Raw genomic sequence first — 15,634 nt, forward strand, 5'->3', positions numbered from 1 at the left:
TCAACTCGCTGCCGCCGGTGCCGATGGTGCGAGCATGCCGGTAACCCGTATCGATGACCCCGAGGCCGATTACTGGACCCGGCAGCTCCGGCTCGGTGCGCTCATCGCCGGGATCGTCACCGTCCTCGGTGCTGTCCAGGTCACCCTCAACTGGGCGCCGGAGCGCCGGTGGTGGGCCGTACCGATCGCGGTCGCCGCAGTGGCGCAGGCTCTGGCCGTAACGCTGCCCTGGCGCCGCTGGGTGCGCAACCGCCGGACCCGGGCCTGGCTGATCAGCTGGTGGGCGCTGGAGATTCCCGTCCTGCTGGTTTTCGCCAAGGCGGATCCGGCCGGGGTGGTGCTGTATCTCCCGTGCGGGATGATGATCGTCGTGATGGCGGCGGCCCTGTACCCGGCGTCGGTCGTGATCGGCCTGGGCACGGTGACGCTGGCCGGCTACCTGCTTCTGCTCGGCGACGCCGCCGGCACGAGCACGGTCATCGTCGTCGGCATGATGTCGGTCATGGCCAGTGTGGTGACGGTCAGCGCCATCATGGCCCACAACCGCCGCCGGCTCGACAACCGCCGCCGCGCGGCGGAACGGCGCACCGAGGCGCTGCTCCAGAACTCCCCCGAGGTGGTCATCGCCGTCGGCGCGGACGGTGACGTGCGGTACGCCAGCCCATCGACACGGAGTGTGCTGGGCTATCCGCCGGCAGCCGTCAGCGGCGCCACCCTGAGCACACTCGTACACCCGGACGATCTCCTGCGGATGAGCGCCTGGATGAACGCGCTCCGGTGCTCGCCGCCCGCCACCACCTCGGAGGCCGAGGCCCGTCTGCGCCGCAGGGACGGCTCCTGGGCGGTCGTCGACATCATCGGAACGAACTGCCTGGAAGACCCCGACCTGCACGCGCTGGTGATCAGCATGCGCGACATCGGCACGCGCAAGACCCTGGAGGAGCAGCTCAGCCGGCAGGCGTTCACCGACTCCCTCACCGGCCTGCCGAACCGGGCACTGTTCCGGGACCGGCTGCAGCACGCCACCACACGACGTGACGCCGAGGTCACCGTGATCCTCATCGACATGGACGACTTCAAGCACGTCAACGACAATCTCGGGCACGACGCCGGCGACGAGTTGCTCACCACGATCGCCGCACGGCTGCGCGACAACGTACGCACCGGTGACACGCTCGCCCGGCTAGGTGGCGACGAGTTCGCCGTGCTCCTCCAGGAACTCGACGGCCGCGACGCCGCGGACCTGGCCGAGCGCCTGCTGCACGAGCTCCGCCAGCCGATCAGGCTCGCCAGCCGTGACCTGCGCTGTACCGCGAGCATCGGCATCGCCACCGGCGGCGACCTGACGGGCGAGGAACTGCTGCGCAATGCCGACCTGGCCATGTACGCCGCCAAGAAGCAGGGTCGCAACGCGTATGCCCTTTTCGAGCCCGCGATGTACGCCCATGTGCTCAACGAGGCCCAGCAACGGCTGGAGATCGAGCAGGGCCTGGCCGGCGAGCAGTTCGTCGTGCACTACCAGCCCGTGGTGGACCTGCCCACCCAGCAACTGATCGGTGTGGAAGCGCTGGTCCGCTGGCAACACCCGGAGCGCGGGCTGCTCGGTCCCCAGCATTTCATCGACAACGCCGAGGTGAACGGCCTCATCGTGCCGCTCGGCCGGTGGGTACTGCGGGAGGCGTGCCAGCAGCTCGCCCGGTGGCAGCAGCAGAGCGCGGCCGCCGCGGACCTCAAGATCAACGTGAATCTCTCCGCGCGCCAGTTCCAGTACCCCGACCTGGTCGACGACGTACGGGAGGCCATCGAGCAGGCGGGCATCGACGCCCGTTGCCTGACCCTGGAGCTCACCGAATCGATGCTCCTGCAGGACATCGACGCGGCCGTCGAGAAGCTGCGCACCCTGCGCCGGCTCGGCGTGCGCCTGGCCATCGACGATTTCGGCACCGGCTATTCCTCGCTGAACTATCTCAAGCAGCTGCCGGTGGACGTACTCAAGATCGACCGCACCTTCATCACCCGCGTCGCCACCGACGCCGACGACAAGGCCCTCGTGGACGCGGTGATCAGCATGGGACAGGCGCTGCGCCTGCACACGGTCGCCGAGGGCATCGAGACCGACGACCAGTGGGAGACGCTGCACCGGCTCGGATGCGACTACGGGCAGGGATTCCTGTTCGGCCGGCCGGTGGCGCCCTCGTTCATCGACACGCTGCTCAGCGATGCGGCGGAGGAGCCCCAGCCGAGCGCGGCGTGACCCCGCCGGCACGCCTGCGCCCGCGCTGCACCACACGGATCACCTCCCCTCCTCGAGGAAGGCGTCCATACCGATCCGTACCACTCGCGCGAGCCCGGCCCGGTCGGCGGCGACAAAGCGTCCCGGCGACCCGGCCGGCCGTACCAGATGCAGGGCGGTCATCTGCTCCACGCAGCGTTCCGCCCGGATCCGGCGCCGCTGACCCGGGCCGTCGTGAGCTCCGTAGGTACTGGTCAGGAACGTGCCGAGGTCGATCTCACCGCGTTCGAGGAACTCGTACGCCACCCGCCGGCCCACCGAGCGCAGCGCCTCGGGGACGAAGCCGTGCGCGGTCAGATGCCAGGCCAGCCCACCGGGGCAGCGGTAGACCGAGACGACGTCGCCGTGCTCCTGCTCGTCGGCGGCGGCAGCCGCCATGGCTGACAGCTCGTCGCGGTACCGCTTCTTGCCGCAGCGGCAGTTGTAACGCCGGCCGGCCATCCCCGCTCTAGCCGACCAGACGGCGGAGCGCCAGACGAGCCACCGGAAGGTAGAGCAGCACCACGGGCGCCGGGCCCCGTACGACCAGCCCGGTACGCGTCCCGGACGGCGTCGCCTCGACGGTGTGCCGCAGCTCCAGCCGGACGCCGGCGGCCGTGACGGCCCAGGACCAGGCGCGTACCGGGCCGGCCGGGTCGACGTCGAGAACGCGGAAGCCGAGCCGCAGCCCGCCGGGGCCGTGGACGACGCCGCCGGTGCCGGGCCGCAGCGTCCCGGCGGGGTATGTCACCGAGCGGATCTGCGGCGACCACTCCGGCCACCTTCCGGGCCGGAGGTAGCGGTCCCACACCTCGTCGACGGGGCAGGGGCCGCACACCGCCGTGGTTCTGGTCAGCCGCAACCGGTCGAGGATCACGCCGTCAAGTCTGGCAGGCGCCGTCCGCGATCATCCGGCCCCGCGCCGCGTCTACCCGGATCGACACTCGTCCTTCGCGATCATCTGGCCCCGCGCCGCCGGGTCTGCGAGGATCGACAGCCGTGAGAAGGATCGGGGTACTGCTCGCGCTCGTGATGACGGTGGTCCTGCTCCCGGCCGCGCCGGCCACCGCCGCGCTGCCGGACGAGCTCGCCCATGTCGGCAAGGCCCGCCAGGTGATCGTGGTGAGCGGCCGGAGCTGGACGTCCACCCATGCGACCCTGCGCGCCTTCCAGCGCGGCGCGGACGGCCGATGGCGGCAGACCTTCGCCACCATGAAGGCCCGCACCGGGTACGGCGGCTGGAAGTGGGCCTCGAGCCGCCGCCAGGACACGGGGCAGACACCGGCCGGGACGTTCACCCTCACCCAGGCCTTCGGGGTCCGGCCGGATCCGGGAACCCGGCTGCCGTACCGCAAGGTCGACGCGGACGACTACTGGGCGGGCGACAACCGGGACGCCGCCACGTACAACCTCTTCCAGCCGTCCGCGTCACCGAAGCGCACGTGGCGCATCTCGCAGGCCGAGCGCCTCGCCGCCTACCCGAAGCAGTACGCCCACGCCGTGGTGATCAACTTCAACAAGCCCTCGGGAGTACGGTGGGACGCCGCGCGGCGCCAGTACGTCGCGACCACGAGGGCCGACACCCGCCGCGGCTCCGCGATCTTCCTGCACGCCAGCGGCAGCGGCTCGACGGCCGGGTGCGTATCGGTCAGCCGGGCCGACATGATCCGCCTGCTCACCTGGCTCGACCCCGCCAAGAAGCCACGCATCGTGATGGCGCCCTCCTCCGCCATCAGGAAGGCCTGACTTCTCAGCACACACCGCGGCGGGTCCGCGGTCACCAGATCGGCGCGAGGAGTCCGAGGTGACCGTCGAAACGGCGGTACAGGACCCGGCCGCGCCGCGTGCGGGGGTCGGTGAAGAACAGGTACGGGCGCTCCGGCGCGATGTTGAGCAGTCCGACCGCCCGGGTGATCGGCATCGGCACGGCCGGCCAGCGCTGGATCGAGATCGGCACGGTGAAGTTGCGGGGCGCGGGCACCGTGGCCGAGAAGTGCAGCCGGTAGCCGGTGGGGCCGCCGCGGTGTATCAGCGCGTCCACTCCGGTGCTGTCGTCGACGAACAAATGGAACGGGTAGTCGCGCAGGTCCATGGCGAAGGCCGCCGAGTCGGGGCTCTGCACGGCGAGGTGACAGTCCTTCATCCGTACGATCCGGCCCTGCTCCGTCGGTGGCCCGACCGGTCCGACCGGGTTCTGCGGGTACGGCGAGGTCCAGTCCGCCGCGGTGAATCCGACGTCGCCGGTGCGTTCGGCGGTGAGGTGCCGGTCGAGGCGCTGCAGCCGGTGCAGAAGGGCTTCGCCGGCCTGGTCGACCGCTTCGACGAGGGTGGGTGCCGCCGCCTGGACCCGGATCATCCGTGCCCGGACCGTCACGTTGACCTGGGCGACCACGACCGGCGGGCAGGCTTCGAGTCCGCCGTGCCGGCTCAGGCGCAACCGGAGCCGGTCGGCGGGGTGCTCGACCGTGCTGAGGGCTCCACCGATGACCAGCCGGGTGTGCGCCGCCTCGGCTTCGGTGATCGGGCCGAGCACGGCGGGGCGTTCGCGTGTCACGTCACGGGTGTCCGGCATGAGCCCTCGTCCTCCGGATGAATGCGGGGTGGCCGGGCGGTCACGCCTCGTGACCAACCGTTCGGAGCCTATGGACGGTTCGCCCTGCCGGGGAACAGCCGATCGGCCCTACTCTTCCGGGTGACACCGTGCGCCGGGCGGCTATCCGGTGGACGCGAGCTGAGTGAAGGCGGCGGTCTGCGCGGCCGCTGGCAGGGGTTTGCCGTACAGCCAGCCCTGCCCGAAGTCGCAGCCGTTGGATCTGAGCCAGTCCCGCTGGGTGGCGGTCTCCACTCCTTCGGCGACCACCCGATTCCCCAGGGCGTGTGACATGGCCAGGACCGCCCGGACGATCGACTCGTTCGGCCCGCCCTCGCCGACCCCGGCTACGAACGCCCGGTCGATCTTGACGATGGCCACCGGCAGACGCTGGAGATAGCTCAGCGACGAGTAACCGGTACCGAAGTCGTCGAGGCACAGTGTGACGCCGAGGCTCTCCAGGTCGTGCAGGGTCCGCAGGCAGGTTTCCGGATCCTCCATGAAGCCGGACTCGGTGACCTCCAGCCACAGTCCCTCGGGCGGCAACCCGGTCCGCGTCAGGACCTCGCCGACACACTCGGCAAGACCGGGTTCCCTGAGCTGTCGTACGGCCAAGTTGACCGACACATGCAACGGACCCCGTCCCGGATTCGCGGCCCGCCAGGCCTGCGCCTGGGCGGCGGCCTCCTCGAGCAGCCACGCCCCGGCCGTGACGATCATGTCGGTGTCCTCGGCGACCGGGATGAACTCGACGGGTGACACCGCGCCCAGTTCGGGATGGGTCCAGCGCATCAGGGCCTCGAACCCGTCGACCCGTTCGGTCGCCAGGTGCACGAGCGGCTGATAGTGCACGGCGAGCTGGCCCTGATCGAGAGCGCCGCGGAAGGCCCGTTCGATGGTGAACCGCCGCTGCAGCTGTTCGCGCAGCCGGGGGTCGAAGACGGTGCAGCCGTTACGGCCGGAAGCCTTGGCGCGGTACATCGCGGTGTCGGCGTCGCGCAGCAGTTCGACCGCGGTACTGCCGTCGTCGGCGTGGGCGATGCCGATCGAGGCGGTGATGTCGACCGCGCCGACCGTCAGCGGGAGCGGTTCGGCGAGCACCGCACGCAGCCGCTCGGCGAGTTGCTCGGCCACCGGCTCGTCGGCGGGGGCGGTCAGCGCCACGGCGAACTCGTCGCCGCCGACCCGGCAGACCAGGTCGTCGGTGCGGGTCGCCGTGGTGATCCGGGCAGCGACGGCCCGCAGCAGCTCGTCGCCGGTCTCGTGACCCCAGTGATCGTTGATCAGCTTGAACCGGTCCAGGTCGAGCAGCAGCACGCTGACCCGGGATTGTTCGTCGGCACGGGCCGCCCAGCGGGTGACGGTGGCGGCCAGTTTCTCCCGGTTCGGCAGCCGGGTCAGGGAGTCGTGCTGGGCACGCCAGCGGGCCTCCTGCTCGGCGCGGGCGCGGGAGTTGTTGGCCCGGACCACGCGCGCGACCACGAGGCCGATCAGTGTCAGGGCGAGCGTGGCCCGTACCAGAGAAAAGGTCCGGCCCGCCGGAGGGGCAGCCACACTGAGAATCGTCGGGACACACAGCGTGGCACTGATCATGGCGGTACGGCCCTTGTGCAGCAGCCGGGACCGGCCCTGCACCGGCTGGCCGAGGACGATGACGGTCGGGTGCAGCACGCAGGCGGCGATGCCGATGTAGGCGATCAGCATGGCGCCGCCAACGGCGTGCAACGGGAGGCTGCCGGGGCTGGGCGCGAACCAGCCTCGGGTGGCCAGCAGCGTGTTGGCGCCGAGCAACGCGACGCCGCTGGTCACGAAGAACCACAGCGCCGGCTCGCCGGTCCGGCCCAGCAGCAGCATCGGCATCGCGAACGCGAACAGCAGCGCCGCGATCAGCGGCATCAACGCGGCGAGCAGGCTCTGCCAGCGCGGATCGGGACCGACGATCCACGGCTCGATCCACAGCGACCACACCAGCAGCGCCGATCCGACGAAGATCAGCACGGTGTCCACGCGGGCCGGGTCGTCGTCGGTCGCCCGGCTGCGCCGCAACAGGTCCAGAACCCCCGCCCCGATCAGCAGATAACTGGGCAGCATCACCACGGTCGGGAGCATGGCGAGCGGGGTGTGGGTGAGCGGTTCGACCAGGCGGAGCAGAAGACGGGTGGACTCCCCCACCAACGACACGACCAGCGCGGCCAGGATCAGCAGCCACGGCCGCCGGTGCCCGCGGGGAAGGTTGCCGCGGATGCCGACTACCGCCGCGACCACCGCGACAAGGACTCCCGCGACGTACGCCGCCGTCGCGATCGTCGCCTCGGCGGCAGCCACGAACACCGCGACGGGCACGCCGGCACCCAGGAGAACCCAGGACGAGACGGCCCGCCGCCGGGCGACCTCATCGCTCACATCCCCCGTATCGGCGCATCCGGCGCGGAACTGAGCGAGCCGGTGAACGCGGTCGCTAGCTCGGCGACCGACGGCCCGGCGGTGGTCACCGCGTTGTGGGCGGCCCGGGGAACGGTCGCGGCCCGGCCGTCCGGGGCCAGGGCGGCGGCCTGGGCCACCCATCGCGGCGGCGCGATCCGGTCGTGCTCGCCTCGCAGGACGAGCACGGGGACGGTGACCAGCGGCAGTCGCCGGGCCATCGGGTGCCGGGTGCTGTGCCGCAGCGTCCGCACCACCCGCAGCGGACCGGCGTCGCGGACGTCGCGGGAAATGATGCGGGCCTGGCGCGGATCCTCGCCGGCCAGGTCGCGCAGCCAGCGGAACGCCTGCCCGGCGGAGCTCGGCGCGGCCGGGTCGACCGTCGGGCCCACCAGTACCAGCGCCGACACCAGGTCGGGCCGGCGGACGGCGAGCTCGACAGCGACCTGGCAGCCGAACGAGTTCCCCAGCACGGCCGCGCCGGTCAGACCGGTGGCGTCCATCCAGGCCGCCACGACGGTGGCATGTTCTCGCACGTCCCAGGCCCCGCGCGGGCGCTCGGACAGGCCGAAACCGGGCAGGTCCGGCACATGGACGCCGCCCGGCAGTGCCATGGCGGTCGGCATGAGATACCGGTGGGACACGGCGAGACCGTGCAGCAGCACCCACGCGTCCCCGCCGGGCCTGGAGCGTACGTGCAGCCGCAGGCCTCCGACGATCGGGTGACGGCTGGTGAACCCGTCGGCCGGGCCGGGCGCCGCCATGGCCACCCGGAACTCTGCCGGACTCATGCGGGCGATGTCGCGGATCTGCATCACCTGCCAGTACCCGCAGGACGCTGCTTCGACCGTCATGGTTGGAAGACCGCATCTTTCGGGTACGGCGTGGCCGTGGCAACAGAGCAGAGCACCGAGAACGGCGGCCCGTCGGCCGAGGACCGCGCCCGCCTCGACAAGGAGGACCGGGAGGGGCGTGAGCTCGTCCGCGAGCCGGACGTCAACCAGGAGACCAACCGGTCGGCGACCCGGCTGGAACTCTTCTTCGATCTGGCGTTCGTGCTGTTCGTGGCCGGATGCGCGGACGTTCTGATCAAGGACGAGACGTTCACCGGCGGGGTACGGTTCGCCGCCGTGCTCGCGGTCGGCTGGTGGGCGTGGGCGAGCGTCACGCTGTACGCGAACCGGTTCGACACCGACGACGCGATCTTCCGGCTGCTCACCCTGATCGGGATGGGCGGCGTGATCGTGATGGCCGCGTCCGCCGACCAGGTCACCGGTGCGGCCGGGAAGTGGTTCGTGCTCGGCTACGTGACGCTGCGCCTCGTACTGATCGCCGGCTATCTTCGGGTCTGGCGGGATCTGCCGGAGACCCGGCGGGGCATCCGGCCGTACCTGATCGGGCACGCCGCCGGGGCCGCGTTCTGGCTTGTGTCACTCATGGTCGCGGCGCCCGGCCGGTACGTGCTGTGGGGTGTCGGTGTGCTGGTGGACCTGCTCGGGCCGACCATGGCGGCCCGGGTGCGGGACGCCCCGCCGCTGCACATGGAGCACCTGCCGGAACGGTTCGGGCTGTTCGTCATCCTGGTGCTCGGCGAGTCGGTCGCGGCGACCGTGCACGGCTTGCACGACGGCAAGTGGGCGGCCGGGGTGGTGGCCACCGGGGCGGCGGCGTTCCTGCTGGCCGCGGCACTGTGGTGGTCCTACTTCGACCTGTCCGGCGGTGCCGCGAAACGGCGACTGGTCCAGGAGGGCGGCGAGCGGACCCGGCAGGGGGTCCACGACTTTTATGTGTACGCCCACCTGCCGGTCGCCATCAGCCTGGCCGCGGTGGCGGTCGGCCTGGAGCACGCCATCGCCCACGGCGCGGACGGTCATCTCGGCGGCGGCGCACGGGCGATCCTGGGCGCGGGCGTGGCCGGCTATCTGCTCAGCGCCGGCCTCATCCAGGCCGTGCTGTCCCAGCGGTACCGGCCGGCCCTGATCTGGCCGGGCCTCGGCGTCCCGGCCGTCGTCGTGATCGCGACCCTCGATGTCGCCCCACCAATGCTGGTCGGACTCTGCGCCGCCGTCGTGATCCTCGGCGTCGCCGTCGGCGTCCGCCAGCACCGGCGCGGCGAGATCAAGGTCGCCAAGGTGTGACGGTCACAGCTCCCGGTAGTAGGTGACCAGCGGGAACGGGGTGCAGCCGAGGCTTTCGTACAGTCCGCGGGCCGGGGCGTGGAAGTCGTCACCGCCGGTCCCGATCGTGACCACCTCGGCGCCGGCCCGCCTCAGTTCGGCGAAGGCATGCTCGCACAGTGCCGTGGCCAGCCCCGACCCGCGATGGGCCGCCGCGACCGCGACGTGGGTGAGCTCGCCGTTGCGCTGGGGCTTGGAGACGGTCCACGCCACGAAGCCGGCGATCTCGCCCCCGGCCTCGGCCACCACGATCTGGCGGCCGTCGCCGGGGGCGTGCAGGCCGGGAATCGTCCGGGCGTAGTTCTGACGCCAGCCGGCGTCCTGATTGATGAAGATCGTCTCGCCGACGGCGGGGCGGAAGGACTGTTCGTGGAAGGGTCCGAAGACGTCGACGGCCAGGTCGATGACGGCGGTCACGTCGGCTTCGGAGAACGAGCGGATGAGCATGCGTCTGCCTCTCGGGGAGTTGATACCAGCAACGTGGGCATCAACCGGCCGCGACGCGACGAACGGTGTCGCGACCGGTCAGACGAGACGGGTGCGATCAGCGGCGAAAATACTCATGCGCGGCACTTTACCGGACGGGCATCGACGCCGGCGCGGGTGATACCGGCTCTTCGGCGCCGGGGTACGCCGGCGCCGCGGTCCTCGCCGCCGGCACCGCGTCGGCGGTGAGTGGGGCGTCTATGGTGGCGGGATGTCCGGTCGGTGGGCCCCGCAGCTGGCCATCCTGTGGGATCTGATCATCGCGACGGTGGTGGCGACCGTCGCCGTGCAGTACCGCGCCCTGTCCTGGTGGGACGTCGCGATCGGCGTGGCCATGGCCGCCGCCCTGATCGCCCGGCGTCACGCCCCGGTCCGGGTCTTCGCGGCGGTCGCCGTCCTCGGTGCGGTGCAGGTGGCGTTCGCGTCGGCGATTCCGGCGGCGTACGACGTCGCACTGCTCGTGGCCATGCTGGCAGTGGTGACGCACTCCCCCGACCAGACGGCGGTGTACCTGTCCGGACTGGTGGTGGCGGCCGGCGTGATCGTCGTCGCGGTCGTCCGGATCGACACCGACTGGCCGGGGTCGATACTCGACTACCCGTACCTGGCCGAGCAGGCCATCGTCCTGGCCGGCAGTAGCGCGCTGTGGCTGATCGGCTACGTGCTGCGGACGAACCGGGAACGTGGCCTGGTGCTGGCCGAGCGGGCCGCCACCGCGGAACGGGAACGCGACCACCTGGCCCGGCTGGCGGCCGCCGACGAGCGGGCGTTCATCGCCCGCGAGCTGCACGACGTGGTGGCGCACAGCCTCGCCGTGATGATCGCGCAGGCCGACGGGGCCCGCTACGTGCTCGACACCGACACCGAACGGGCCCGCCAGGCGATGGGTACGGTCGCCGGCACCGGCCGGGAGGCGCTCGACGACATGCACCGGATCGTGGCGGTGCTGCGTGGCGCGGGCGAGGCGGAGGACGCCGAGGACCGCCGCCGCCGGGGTCTCGGGCAGCTCGGCACGGTGGTGGAGCGAGCCCGGGCGGCCGGCCTCGACGCCGAGTCCCGGATCGAGGGCGACACCACGCGGCTCTCGCCGGCCGAGGAGCTGACCGTCTTCCGGATCGCGCAGGAGTCGCTGACGAACGTGCTGCGGCACGCGGGCCCGGGCACCCGGGTCGCGGTGACGCTGCTCGTGGAACCCGGCCGCGCGGTGCTGGAGGTCCGCGACGACGGCAGGGGCGGGATCGCGCCCACCGTGGGCGGCGGCAACGGCCTGCTCGGCATGCGGGAACGGGTGGCCGTGCACGGCGGCGAACTGTCCGCCGGACCCGGCGCGGACGGCGGCTGGGTGGTCCGTGCCATGATCCCGGTCAGGGAGGACGCATGAGCATCAGGGTCGTGCTCGTCGACGATCAGGCGCTGGTACGGGCCGGGTTCGGGATGGTGCTGTCCGCGCAGGCCGACATGGAGGTTGCCGGTGAGGCCGGGGACGGCGCCGAGGCGCTCGCGCTGCTGGCCCGTACACCGGCGGACGTGGTGGTGATGGACATCCGGATGCCGGTGATGGACGGGGTGGAGGCGACCCGCCGGATCTGTGCCGGGCCGGACGGCCCGCGGGTGCTGGTGCTGACGACCTTCGACACCGACGAGGACGCGTTCGCGGCCCTGCAGGCCGGGGCGAGCGGGTTCCTGCTGAAGAACGCGCCACCCGAGCAGCTGCTCGACGCGATCCGGGTGGTGGCGGCCGGCGAGTCGGTCGTGGCGCCGCGGATCACCCGGGCGCTGCTGGACCGGTTCTCCGGGCAGCTGACCCTGCCGGGGCACGCCGACGAACGGCTGGCTCTGCTGACCGACCGGGAGCGCGAGGTGCTGGAGCTGGTCGCGGCCGGGTTGTCGAACACCGAGATCGCCGGCCGGCTGTTCGTCGCCGAGGGCACGGTGAAGACTCATTTCGGTCGCATCCTGGCTAAACTGGAACTGCGTGACCGGGTGCAGGCCGTGGTGTTCGCCTACGAGATCGGCCTGGTCAAACCGGGCGTGTAAGACCTGGGTCGTACATCGGGCCGCCGTTGAATCAGATCTGGCGTCAATGCGCCGGAGCCGCCGTACGCCGAAGAATCGTCACCGTGAACAGCAGACACATCACCTTCGGGCTCCTGACCGCGATCATCCTGGCCGGTGTCGCCTTCGGGGTGAACTACCTGTGGGACAAGCGGTTCGGCCCGACCGCCGCGTCGGCCGCCGACTGCCGGCTCGCTCAGGAGCTGATCGACAAGGCGCAGAATCCCCCCACCGACCCGGTCGAGGCCGAGAAGTGGGAGCAGCAGATCCGGCAGGTCCGCTACACCCGGTTTGAGAACGACGGCATCAGCACCCAGGTGGGCAGCTACGTCCACTGGAACCGCGTCAAGGCGACCGGCGCTCCCGAACGGCCGGACCCCGGCACTCTCGACGAGATCACCGAGCTGGCCATCGGTCACTGCGAGGACAGCGGCGTCGACCTGCGCATCCCGAAGCTGGTCCTGTGATGACCGCTGTCACCGCCACCGAACTGGTCAAGGTCTACGGGACCGGCGACCGCGCGGTCCGGGCCCTGGACGGGGTGTCGGCCACCTTCACCCGCGGCCGGTTCACCGCCATCATGGGGCCGTCCGGGTCCGGCAAGTCGACCTTCATGCACTGCCTCGCCGGGCTGGACACCGTCACCAGCGGCCGGATCACGGTCGGCGACACCGAGCTGACCGGCCTGTCCGACCGGGCCCTGACCGCGGTGCGCCGCGACCGGATCGGGTTCGTCTTCCAGGCGTTCAACCTGCTGCCGCAGCTCACCGCCCGGCAGAACATCACCCTGCCGGCCGAACTGGCCGGCCGGGCCGTGGACGCCGACCTGTTCGAGCACGTCGTCGGGGTGCTCGGTATCGGCGACCGGCTCGGGCACCGCCCGTCCGAACTCTCCGGCGGCCAGCAGCAGCGGGTCGCCCTGGCCCGGGCCCTGAGCACCCGCCCCGATGTGATCTTCGCCGACGAGCCGACCGGCAACCTCGACTCGAGGTCGGGCGCCGAGGTGCTCGGCTTCCTGCGCGACTCGGTGCACCGGCTCGGCCAGACCGTCGTCATGGTCACCCACGATCCCAGCGCCGCCGGGTACGCCGACCGTGTGCTCGTGCTCGCCGACGGCCGCATCGTCCAGGACACCGACAAGTGAACGCGAGCGTGCTGCGCACCCAGCTCAGCGGGGTGCTGCGCCGGCCCGGCCGGTTGCTGCTGACCGGACTGTCGGTGCTGGTCGCGGCATTCGTGGTGGCCGGGACCGTGCTGGCGTACTCGATCGTCACCCGGACCACGCTGGACACGTTCAGCGCGACACCGGAACAGGCCGATCTTGTGGTGTACGCGGGCGGCGGCGAGCCGCTGAGCCCGCAGCAGGTCGCCGAGATCCGCCGCACCGCCGGCGTACGCGAGTCGACCGGCCGGGTGACCGCCTCGTTCACGGTCGGCGGCGCCGGGACCGGCAACGACCTGGAACTTCTCGCCGACCCGGGCACCGGCCCGCTGTCGCGGATCCGCCTGGTGTCCGGCACCTACCCGGGCTCGGGCCGGCAGATCGCGATGGACCGGCGGGCCGCGGCCCGGCTCGGCACGACCGTGGGCGGCACACTGCGGCTGCACCCGGGCGGCCCCGACGGGAAGCCGGTGACGGTGACCGTGACAGGGGTGGTCGACGGGCCGCGGGACAGCGCCGAACGGGCCTGGGCGCCGGAGGCGACGGTAGCCGCGCTCAGCGGGGAGGCCGGGTTCGCCCGGGTGGAGGTGATCGCCGCGGACGGCGCCGACGTCACGGCGATGATGGACGGGTTGTCCGAACGGCTGCTCCGCGATCCGCAGGCCTACGTCAGCATCACGACGGGCGAGGCCATGCGGGTACGGGAGGCACGCGACGCCGTGCGCCAGTTCGACCAGATCTTCGCCCTGGTGGCGATGTTCGTGGCGATCGCCGTGGTGGCCGCCGCCCTGGTCGCCACCTCCACGTTCCGGATCGTGTTCGCCCAGCGTCTGCGGCAGCTGGCCCTGCTGCGGGCGATCGGCGCCCAGCGGGGCCAGCTGGTGGTGGCACTGGCCGTCGAGGGGGCGGTGACCGGCCTGGTCACCGGCACGGCGGGGGTGGTGCTCGCCGGGTTCGCGGGCCTGTCCGCGCCGGCGATCGCGGGCGCGTTCGGCCGTACGCTGACCGGTCCTAATCTTTCAGTCTTCTCGGCCGTCGCGGTGGTGGCAGGTGCGACGCTGCTGACCGCCGGCGCCGTGCTCGCCCCCGCGTTCGCCGCGGCCGGGGTCTCCCCGTTGCAGGCGCTGCGGTCGGCGAGCACGCTGTCCGCCGAACGCGGGATCGCCACACCCCGCCTCGTGGGAGGCCTGCTGCTGGTGGTGGCGACCGGCGGCATGGGCTGGCTGACCGCCCGTTCGATGGGCTCCTCGGAGGCGCTGCTCTACCTCGTCGGGGTGGGTGCGCTGGCCTTCGGCGCGCTGATCGTGCTCGGGCCGCTGCTGATCCGCCCGGTCCTGGCGGTGGCCGGATGGCCGCTGCGGAGGCTCGGCGCGACCGGCCGGCTCGCGGTCAGCGGGATCGGCGGCACGCCACGACGCGCCGCCGCGGTGTCGGTGGTGGTCGCGCTGGGCGTGACGATGCTGGCCGGCACAGTCGTCGGGATCAGCAGCCTCCAGCTGTGGACGGACCGGACGATGGCCGCCCGTACCCCGGCCGACCTGGCCATGATCGCCGAATCACCGTCCGGATTCGATCAGGCGGTGGCGGGTGTGCGGGCCGACCCGCGGTTCCGGGACGTCACACCGTTCCGGATGGCCGACTTCAGCTCCGCCGCCGGCGGGTTCACGCACGGCGCCATCGCGATCGACCTGACGGCGATGCCGACGATGCGCACCCTGGAGGTGGCCGGCGGAGACGTCTCCGCCCTCGGTCCCGGCAAGGTGATCCTGTCGTCGGTCGCCGCCGAGGACTTCGACGCCGGGGTCGGTGACGTGGTGACGCTGGGGACGGTCCGGGCCGAGGTGGTGGCGGTGCTGACCGGGGACGGCCCACTGCGTACCGGCGCGGTACTGACCGACGGTGATCTGGCGGCGCTCGGCCACGCGACGGCCGGTGTGCTGGCCGACATCGGCACCGGGACCCGCGACGAGGCCGTGGCCGCGTTCCGGCGGATCGGCGCCCCCGCCGGTGCCGAGGTGGCGGTTCTCGCCGACGAACGCGACAAGGCCGACGGCGAGATCTCGTCACTGTTCGCGGCGGCACTCGGGCTGCTCGGGCTGACCGTGCTGATCGCCGTGGTCGGGGTGGGCACCACGACCGGCCTGTCGGTGCTGGAACGGACCCGGGAGTTCGGGCTGGCCCGCGCCCTGGGCCTGACCAGGGCGCGGCTGCGGGTGATGGTCGGCATGGAGGCCGGCCTGTACGGCCTGATCGGCGCGGTCCTCGGCATCGCGCTGGGCGTGCCGATGGCCTGGCTCACGCTGGAGTCGCTGCGCCTGGACCTGCCACTGACCTTCCCGGCCGGCCGGCTCGCGGCGATCGTGGTGGCGATCGCCGCGATCACCGTCCTGACCGGCCTGCTCCCGGCCCGCCGGGCGGCCCGGGTGAGCCCGGTCGCGGCGCTGGCCGTCGACTGACAGCCCGGCGGTCCC

At 72.1% G+C, this 15,634-nt stretch carries 14 protein-coding genes; 8 read left to right on the forward strand and 6 right to left on the reverse strand.

What is annotated here, in order from left to right:
- Positions 1-34: 34 nt before the first annotated feature.
- Positions 35-2,254 carry an EAL domain-containing protein gene (locus AB0G04_RS32680; RefSeq protein WP_360990668.1) on the forward strand — a complete coding sequence of 740 codons (2,220 nt, stop codon included), beginning with the start codon at positions 35-37 and terminating at the stop codon, positions 2,252-2,254.
- A gap of 39 nt (positions 2,255-2,293) precedes the next feature.
- Here AB0G04_RS32680 and AB0G04_RS32685 read toward each other — a convergent pair whose 3' ends face one another.
- Positions 2,294-2,734 carry a hypothetical protein gene (locus tag AB0G04_RS32685; protein ID WP_360990671.1) on the reverse strand — a complete coding sequence of 147 codons (441 nt, stop codon included), beginning with the start codon at positions 2,732-2,734 and terminating at the stop codon, positions 2,294-2,296.
- A 7-nt stretch (positions 2,735-2,741) separates the two neighbouring features.
- Positions 2,742-3,149 carry an SRPBCC family protein gene (locus AB0G04_RS32690; protein ID WP_360990673.1) on the reverse strand — a complete coding sequence of 136 codons (408 nt, stop codon included), beginning with the start codon at positions 3,147-3,149 and terminating at the stop codon, positions 2,742-2,744.
- Between the two features lie 122 nt (positions 3,150-3,271).
- Here AB0G04_RS32690 and AB0G04_RS32695 point away from each other — a divergent pair, with 122 nt between their 5' ends.
- Complete coding sequence (locus AB0G04_RS32695; protein ID WP_360990676.1) at positions 3,272-4,018, forward strand: L,D-transpeptidase family protein; 747 nt, start codon at positions 3,272-3,274, stop codon at positions 4,016-4,018.
- 31 nt (positions 4,019-4,049) lie between these two features.
- Here the strand turns inward: AB0G04_RS32695 and AB0G04_RS32700 are convergent, their stop codons facing one another.
- The 3 genes from AB0G04_RS32700 to AB0G04_RS32710 form a co-directional block, all read right to left on the reverse strand.
- Positions 4,050-4,844 carry a sigma 54 modulation/S30EA ribosomal C-terminal domain-containing protein gene (locus tag AB0G04_RS32700; RefSeq protein WP_360990679.1) on the reverse strand — a complete coding sequence of 265 codons (795 nt, stop codon included), beginning with the start codon at positions 4,842-4,844 and terminating at the stop codon, positions 4,050-4,052.
- Between the two features lie 141 nt (positions 4,845-4,985).
- Positions 4,986-7,265, reverse strand: coding sequence for an EAL domain-containing protein (locus AB0G04_RS32705; RefSeq protein WP_360990682.1), 2,280 nt, complete (start codon positions 7,263-7,265; stop codon positions 4,986-4,988).
- Positions 7,262-8,137: an alpha/beta hydrolase gene (locus tag AB0G04_RS32710; protein ID WP_360990685.1), complete on the reverse strand. Its 876-nt coding sequence runs from the start codon at positions 8,135-8,137 to the stop codon at positions 7,262-7,264. The genes AB0G04_RS32705 and AB0G04_RS32710 overlap by 4 nt, the downstream gene beginning before the upstream one ends.
- Positions 8,138-8,173: 36 nt before the next feature.
- Here AB0G04_RS32710 and AB0G04_RS32715 point away from each other — a divergent pair, with 36 nt between their 5' ends.
- The gene (locus tag AB0G04_RS32715) at positions 8,174-9,421 is read left to right on the forward strand and encodes a low temperature requirement protein A (RefSeq protein ID WP_360990688.1); all 1,248 of its coding nucleotides are present in this window, start codon (positions 8,174-8,176) and stop codon (positions 9,419-9,421) included.
- Between the two features lie 3 nt (positions 9,422-9,424).
- On the opposite strand, the gene AB0G04_RS32720 is transcribed toward AB0G04_RS32715, so the two are convergent.
- Positions 9,425-9,907, reverse strand: a complete 483-nt coding sequence (locus AB0G04_RS32720; protein WP_360990690.1) for a GNAT family N-acetyltransferase — start codon at positions 9,905-9,907, stop codon at positions 9,425-9,427.
- 250 nt (positions 9,908-10,157) lie between these two features.
- Here AB0G04_RS32720 and AB0G04_RS32725 point away from each other — a divergent pair, with 250 nt between their 5' ends.
- The 5 genes from AB0G04_RS32725 (at position 10,158) to AB0G04_RS32745 (ending at position 15,619) form a co-directional block, all read left to right on the forward strand.
- Complete coding sequence (locus AB0G04_RS32725; protein WP_360990693.1) at positions 10,158-11,327, forward strand: sensor histidine kinase; 1,170 nt, start codon at positions 10,158-10,160, stop codon at positions 11,325-11,327.
- On the forward strand, positions 11,324-11,983 hold the full coding sequence (locus tag AB0G04_RS32730) for a response regulator transcription factor (protein WP_360990696.1): 660 nt from the start codon (positions 11,324-11,326) through the stop codon (positions 11,981-11,983). Before AB0G04_RS32725 ends, AB0G04_RS32730 begins: the two co-directional genes overlap by 4 nt.
- Positions 11,984-12,066: 83 nt before the next feature.
- Positions 12,067-12,468: a hypothetical protein gene (locus AB0G04_RS32735; RefSeq protein ID WP_360990699.1), complete on the forward strand. Its 402-nt coding sequence runs from the start codon at positions 12,067-12,069 to the stop codon at positions 12,466-12,468.
- Complete coding sequence (locus AB0G04_RS32740; RefSeq protein WP_360990701.1) at positions 12,468-13,145, forward strand: ABC transporter ATP-binding protein; 678 nt, start codon at positions 12,468-12,470, stop codon at positions 13,143-13,145. The genes AB0G04_RS32735 and AB0G04_RS32740 overlap by 1 nt, the downstream gene beginning before the upstream one ends.
- On the forward strand, positions 13,142-15,619 hold the full coding sequence (locus tag AB0G04_RS32745) for an FtsX-like permease family protein (protein ID WP_360990704.1): 2,478 nt from the start codon (positions 13,142-13,144) through the stop codon (positions 15,617-15,619). Before AB0G04_RS32740 ends, AB0G04_RS32745 begins: the two co-directional genes overlap by 4 nt.
- Positions 15,620-15,634 lie beyond the last annotated feature (15 nt).

This window comes from Actinoplanes sp. NPDC023801 (assembly GCF_040639655.1).
Classification (GTDB): domain Bacteria; phylum Actinomycetota; class Actinomycetes; order Mycobacteriales; family Micromonosporaceae; genus Actinoplanes.

What these genes read in the sequence shown, in the direction of transcription:
- AB0G04_RS32680 (WP_360990668.1), top strand. Translation starts at nt 35, where the DNA reads ATGCCGGTAACCCGTATCGATGACCCCGAGGCCGATTACTGGACCCGG.
- AB0G04_RS32685 (WP_360990671.1), bottom strand. Translation starts at nt 2,734, where the DNA reads ATGGCCGGCCGGCGTTACAACTGCCGCTGCGGCAAGAAGCGGTACCGC.
- AB0G04_RS32700 (WP_360990679.1), bottom strand. Translation starts at nt 4,844, where the DNA reads ATGCCGGACACCCGTGACGTGACACGCGAACGCCCCGCCGTGCTCGGC.
- AB0G04_RS32710 (WP_360990685.1), bottom strand. Translation starts at nt 8,137, where the DNA reads ATGACGGTCGAAGCAGCGTCCTGCGGGTACTGGCAGGTGATGCAGATC.
- AB0G04_RS32720 (WP_360990690.1), bottom strand. Translation starts at nt 9,907, where the DNA reads ATGCTCATCCGCTCGTTCTCCGAAGCCGACGTGACCGCCGTCATCGAC.
- AB0G04_RS32725 (WP_360990693.1), top strand. Translation starts at nt 10,158, where the DNA reads ATGTCCGGTCGGTGGGCCCCGCAGCTGGCCATCCTGTGGGATCTGATC.
- AB0G04_RS32730 (WP_360990696.1), top strand. Translation starts at nt 11,324, where the DNA reads ATGAGCATCAGGGTCGTGCTCGTCGACGATCAGGCGCTGGTACGGGCC.
- AB0G04_RS32740 (WP_360990701.1), top strand. Translation starts at nt 12,468, where the DNA reads ATGACCGCTGTCACCGCCACCGAACTGGTCAAGGTCTACGGGACCGGC.